This window comes from Streptomyces sp. M-16 (assembly GCF_052114405.1).
Taxonomy (GTDB): domain Bacteria; phylum Actinomycetota; class Actinomycetes; order Streptomycetales; family Streptomycetaceae; genus Streptomyces.
Genome location: NZ_JBFRER010000233.1, coordinates 1 through 5,079, shown reverse-complemented (window position 1 = coordinate 5,079; position 5,079 = coordinate 1). Strand labels below are relative to the sequence as shown.

Genomic DNA, 5,079 nt, shown 5'->3' with positions numbered 1-5,079 from the left:
GGGGCCCCGTCGCGCGGGGCCGGTGCGGCGGGCGGGTCCTGGGCCCCGTCGGCCGGACCGGCCGCGGGGGCCGGGCCCCCCTCGGGCCGGGTCCGCGGTTCCGGTTCCGGGCGGCGGACGGTGGGCAGGACGGGGCCCGCCTCCGCCGTGCGCCGGCCGCTGGGCGGGACGGGGCCGGGCACCCCGGGCGGGCCGGACACCCCGGACGCCCCAAGGGCACCGGACACCCCGCACGCCCCGGACACCCCGGTGCCACCGGCCGGGCCGGGGTCCCGCCCGGCGCCCGCCGCGGGCAGCCGGCGGCCCCGTACCGCCGCGAGCAGCGCGTAGTTCTCGGCGACGAACACCCGGCCGGGACCGCCCACCGGCTCCGGGACCCGTTGCCCCGTCAGATCGAGGTACATCGCCTGGACCACGTCCAGCCCGCGGTCGTCCGTGAACAGCCGGAACTGCGCGCCGGGGCGCGGGTTGAAGTCCACCAGGCGGAAGGTGCCCCGCTCGTCGCACCGGAAGTCGAGGTCCAGGATCCCCTGGTAGCCGAGCCGTTCGGCGAGCCGCAGCCCCGACTCCTCCACGGCCGGGTCCGGCAGCCACCGCCCGACCGCCGTCAGTCCCGTCCGCACCGGCCAGGACAGCTCCTTGCGGCCCGACCCGGCGAGCAGCGGGCGCCCGCCCCGGGCGAAGGCCCCGTGGAAGAACCAGTCGGTGTCGGGGCCGGCGGGCAGGAACCGCTGGAGCAGCAGGCGGCTCCCGGCCTCCGCCGAGCGTTCGTACAGCCGCCGCGCCTCCGCGACCCCGTGCACCAGGGTGGTGCTGCGCAGTCCGGCGGCGGCGGGCAGCAGCCACGGCCGGCTCCACTTGGCCACCACCGGCAGGCCGAGCCGCCAGGCGGCCTCGGCCGCCTCGGCCCCGCTCGCCGGGATCACCGTCTCCGGGTGCGGGACGCCCCAGCGGGCGCAGAGCCGCGACAGCTCCGCCTTGTCGGCCACGCGCGCGGGCAGGTTGTCGGGCTGATGGGGGATCCGGAAACGGTCCGTCAGCATCGGGGCGACCCTGGAGACCGCAATGGCGCTCAGGTCGTCCATGGCGATGAGCACCGCCGGTCGCCCGATCCGCTGCRACACCCCGGTCAGGCATTCCAGCAACGCCTCGGGCGCTTCGGGGTCGAGCCCCCCGTCGGGACCGGGGTGCGTGGCGCGCAGGTACCGCGAACGCCCCATGGGACCTCCCCCGGCTTCGACAACGGCATGGACCTCCACGCCCTTGCGCCCAAGCGATCTGACGGCGCCGAGGGTTCCGTGGTGGAACGGATTCCGATCGAGTCTGAGCAGAACAGCGGGCACATGGTTGGCGAACGCGTGCATGGAAACGGTGTCTTTCACCTAGTCGGACCAAGCGGGCAGGATGCGCAGCTGCGAATGGCCTAGGCAAAGGCCATCGGACAGGGCATTCGTCAGATGYGATGTCTAACGTCGTTGGCAAGCACACCGGTTCAGGAAAGCTCGGGAGACGCCATGCCCAGACCACGCCGCCGACTGGCGAGCACCTGCATCGGTACGGTCACGGCCGGGCTGCTCGCCTCCGGGGCCGCCCTGGCGGCACCGGAGGAAGAGCCCAGGGGCTCCGACATCGCCATGGGCGCCTACCTCGACTACGGGCCGCCCGGCGTCGCCCGGATCCCGTACCTGTCGCGCTGGCTGGGCGGCAAGGAGATCCGGGTCGGGCACACGTATCTGCCCGGTGACCAGTGGGCGGGCATCGAGGGCAACGTGCCCTTCCTGACGGACTGGGCCGAGTGGCGGCGGGCCGAGGACGACCGGATGTTCGTGCTGAACGTGCCCATGCAGGCCCGGAACGAGGGCCGGGTGCCGGACTGGCAGGTGGCCCAGCTGATCCGGGCCGGCGCGGAGGGCCAGTACGACCGGCACTTCACGAAGCTGGCCGAACGGCTGGTGGCGCTGGGGGTGCCGGACACGGTCGTCGTGCTCGGCTGGGAGATGAACGGCACCACGTACACCCACCGCTGCGGGCCCGACCCGGAGAACTGGAAGGCGTACTGGAAGCGCGTCGTCAACGCGATGCGCGCCGTTCCCGGTCAGCGGTTCAAGTTCGATTTCACCCCCAACCGGGGGACGGACGCGATCGGCTGGACCAAGTGCTACCCGGGCGACGACGTGGTCGACGTCATCGGCATGGATTCGTACGACCAGGCGCCGGGCCGGACCTTCGACGACCAGATCACGCAGCCGTACGGACTCCAGGCGCACGTCGACTTCGCGAAGGCACACGGCAAGGAGATCTCGTTCCCGGAGTGGGGGCTGTTCCGCAACGGGGACAACCCGGAGTACGTGCGGCGCATGCTGAAGTGGATCGAGCAGCACAAGCCGCTCTACCACACCATCACCGACTACTGCCCGCACGGCGTGTGGCAGTGCAAGCAGAACCCGAAGTCGTCGCGGGTCTTCCGCGAGGCGCTGACCCCGCAGGTGCCGGTCGAGCCCACGCCCCCGGTGGTCCCGACGCCCGTGGTCCCGACGCCGGTCGTCCCGACGCCGGTGATGCCCACTCCGGTGGTCCCGACGCCGGTCGTCCCGACCCCGCAGCTCCCGGCGCCCCAGATCCCGACCTCGCAGCTCCCGACCCCGCACATCCCGACCCCCCAGGTCCCGACCCCGCAGGTCCCGGCGCCGGCCCCCACGCCCGAGGCATCCGTCCCCCCGGTCGTCCCGACGCCGGCCCCCACCCCGGAGGCGTCCGACCCCCCGGTCGTGCCCCCGGTCGTCCCCGGCCCGAGCACGGGTACGAGCCCGGCCCCGACGCCGCCCCCCGAGCCCGCGCCCGAGCCCAAGCCCGATCCCGAGGTGTCCGTCCCGCCGGTTTTCCCGCCGGCGCCGACGCCCGAGGTCACGGTGCCCGCGTCGCCGAGCCCGCTCGTCCCCGCCCCCGTGCCCGTGCCCGTCCCCGTCCCCAGTCCGGCGCCGAAGCCGCCCGCCCCCGAACCGACCGCCAACAGCACGCAGTGGTGCGTCCCGCTCAACTTCGGCGAGTGGCTGAACAAGCTGCTCGGCAAGCAGACGGTCTGCATCACGCTCGACTGGGGCAAGAACTCCGGCTTCTGGCCCTTCTAGACGGGTCATCGCACCCGCAGTTCGTTCAGCCGCGCCCGCCAGTCCCGGGCGGCCGGCAGCGCCTCGCGCAGCGCGTCCACCGCCCGCTCGCGCCCCGTGACCTGCGACTCGTGCAGCCGCAGCAGGGGCGCGAGCGCGTGCGTGGCCAGCAGGAGACGCTGGTTGACGACCGTCTCGGGCCGCCAGTGGTTCTTGTACGGCTCGTTGCCGCGCAGGAAGCTCACCACCGGCCGCCCCTCGGCCAGTGCCCGGCCCGCCTCGTAGCGCAGCAGCAGCGTCGCGACGTCGACCTTGCGGTCCCTCAGTTCCGGATCGGCGCCGTACAGGTAGCCGCCGCTCAGCCCGGCGGACAGCAGCGTGACGTTGGCCGCCACCACCGCGCCGTCCAGCCGGAACTCCGTCAGCCGCCCCTCCCCCGCCCGCACCATCCGCCGGGTGGCCCGGGTCAGGTGCTCGGCGAACCGGGGCCGCAGGTGTTCGGGGGTGACCCCCCGGCCGCGCCACTGCTTCTCGTGGAGCCGCAGCAGGGTCCGTACGGCCCCCGGCACCTCGTCCTCGGTGACCTCGTGCTCCTCGATCCCGGCGGCGTCGGTCTTGCGCAGCTTGGCCCGCACCCGCTGGGCGCCGGAGGCCGGCATCCGTTTGACGAGCTCGTCGAAGGGCAGCGCGGGCAGTTCCATGCAGGTGGAGTCGGCCAGCTTGCCGGTCACCCCGGGCCACGCCTCGTACAGCGCCTCGGCCGCCGCCCCCGGCCGTACCTCGCGCAGGTCCACGACCGCGCTGCGGGCGGCCCGGTGCAGCCCGTGGGCCAGGGCGGGCACGACCTGGTCGGCGTACCCGTCGGCCACGAGCACGTCGAAGTAGTCGGTGATGGGCCCGCCCAGCGGCACCAGCCGCGGCAGCGGCCGGTGTACGAGCATCAGCGCGGCCGCGCCGACCAGTTCCCCGCCCCGCCGCACGAGCAGGACCCGGAGCCGGCCCTCCTTCCCGTACGACAGCCACCACGAGTGGAGCCAGGCGTGGCTCTGGAAGGGGGTGGCGGTGGGGCAGCCTCGGACGAGCCGGTTCCACGGCTCCTCCAGCTCGGCGAACTGCCGGGGGTCGCGGCACATCGTCACCGTCAGGGCCCCGGTGGAGCCCCGCGTCATCGCACGGACTCCTTCTCCTTGGTCTCGGAGTGCTCGCCCTGGGCGGGCAGCGAGGCGTACTCCTCCACGACCGGGAGCGCCTCTTCCTCCTGCTTGCGGCGGCCGGGCCGGGCCAGCAGCCACAGCCCGCCCAGCAGCCCGCCCGCGCAGAGCCCGACGGCGCCGCTGACGGGGGCCGACGGGGAGGCGGGGTCGGCGGGCGCGACGGCCTGGTTGAACAGGAGCAGCTGCACGCCGGTGTTCTTGGCGGCCTGGTTGCTGCTCAGGGTGAGCGCGTCGGCGACGGCGTTGGCGATGTCGGCGGCCTCGGAGGGGCTCTTGGACATCCCGGTGATGGCGATCATCGGGGAGTCGGGGGAGGTCTCGGTACGGACCTGCGTGCGCAGGCGGCGGGCGTCGATGCCGGCGCGGGGCTGGGCGTAGGCGAGGGTGGAGCTGCTGGTGGCGATGCGTCCGTAGGCCTGGGCGAAGCCGAGGGCGGTCGCGGGCTCGGTGGTCTCGTTGGGGACGGCGACGACGTAGCTGGTGGCGGCGTACTCGGGGGCCTTGAGGACCCCGTACGCCCCGCCCGCGGCGAGGCCGAGCAGGGCGCAGGCGGGCAGGGGCCACCAGGCGGGCGGTGGCAGCAGCCGGCGCTTGCGCTCCGAGCGGTGGTCCGGACGGTGCTCCGGACGGTGGTCGGACTTCTTCTGGTCGGCGGTGTCGGCCATGTGCGGTGCTCACTTCCTGGGTGGAGGGGAGTTCGTTCACCCCCGGCCGGCCCCCGGCCGGGGGCGGTGCGTGGGGGGGTGGGGTGCGGGTGC

The 5,079-nt window shown here is 74.5% G+C and carries 4 protein-coding genes; 1 reads left to right on the top strand and 3 read right to left on the bottom strand.

Annotation, left to right across the window (positions count from 1 at the left end; translation table 11 throughout):
• Window positions 1–1,220 (bottom strand): carboxylate--amine ligase (locus AB4039_RS41390; RefSeq protein ID WP_442273215.1); only part of this gene is annotated, 1,220 nt, incomplete at its 3' end.
• 294 nt (window positions 1,221–1,514) lie between these two features.
• On the opposite strand from AB4039_RS41390, the gene AB4039_RS41385 reads away from it, so the two are divergent.
• A complete protein-coding gene (locus tag AB4039_RS41385; protein ID WP_442273214.1) occupies window positions 1,515–3,128 on the top strand; it encodes a glycoside hydrolase family 26 protein in 1,614 nt (537 codons plus the stop codon).
• A 5-nt stretch (window positions 3,129–3,133) separates the two neighbouring features.
• On the opposite strand, the gene AB4039_RS41380 is transcribed toward AB4039_RS41385, so the two are convergent.
• Together AB4039_RS41380 and AB4039_RS41375 are read right to left on the bottom strand one after the other, a co-directional pair.
• A complete protein-coding gene (locus tag AB4039_RS41380) occupies window positions 3,134–4,276 on the bottom strand; it encodes a GNAT family N-acetyltransferase (RefSeq protein ID WP_442273213.1) in 1,143 nt (380 codons plus the stop codon).
• Window positions 4,273–4,986, bottom strand: coding sequence for a lipopolysaccharide biosynthesis protein (locus tag AB4039_RS41375; RefSeq protein WP_266839592.1), 714 nt, complete (start codon window positions 4,984–4,986; stop codon window positions 4,273–4,275). The genes AB4039_RS41380 and AB4039_RS41375 overlap by 4 nt, the downstream gene beginning before the upstream one ends.
• Window positions 4,987–5,079: the final 93 nt, after the last annotated feature.

Coding starts and splice junctions, on each gene's coding strand:
- AB4039_RS41375 (WP_266839592.1), bottom strand. CDS start 4,986: ATGGCCGACACCGCCGACCAGAAGAAGTCCGACCACCGTCCGGAGCAC.
- AB4039_RS41380 (WP_442273213.1), bottom strand. CDS start 4,276: ATGACGCGGGGCTCCACCGGGGCCCTGACGGTGACGATGTGCCGCGAC.
- AB4039_RS41385 (WP_442273214.1), top strand. CDS start 1,515: ATGCCCAGACCACGCCGCCGACTGGCGAGCACCTGCATCGGTACGGTC.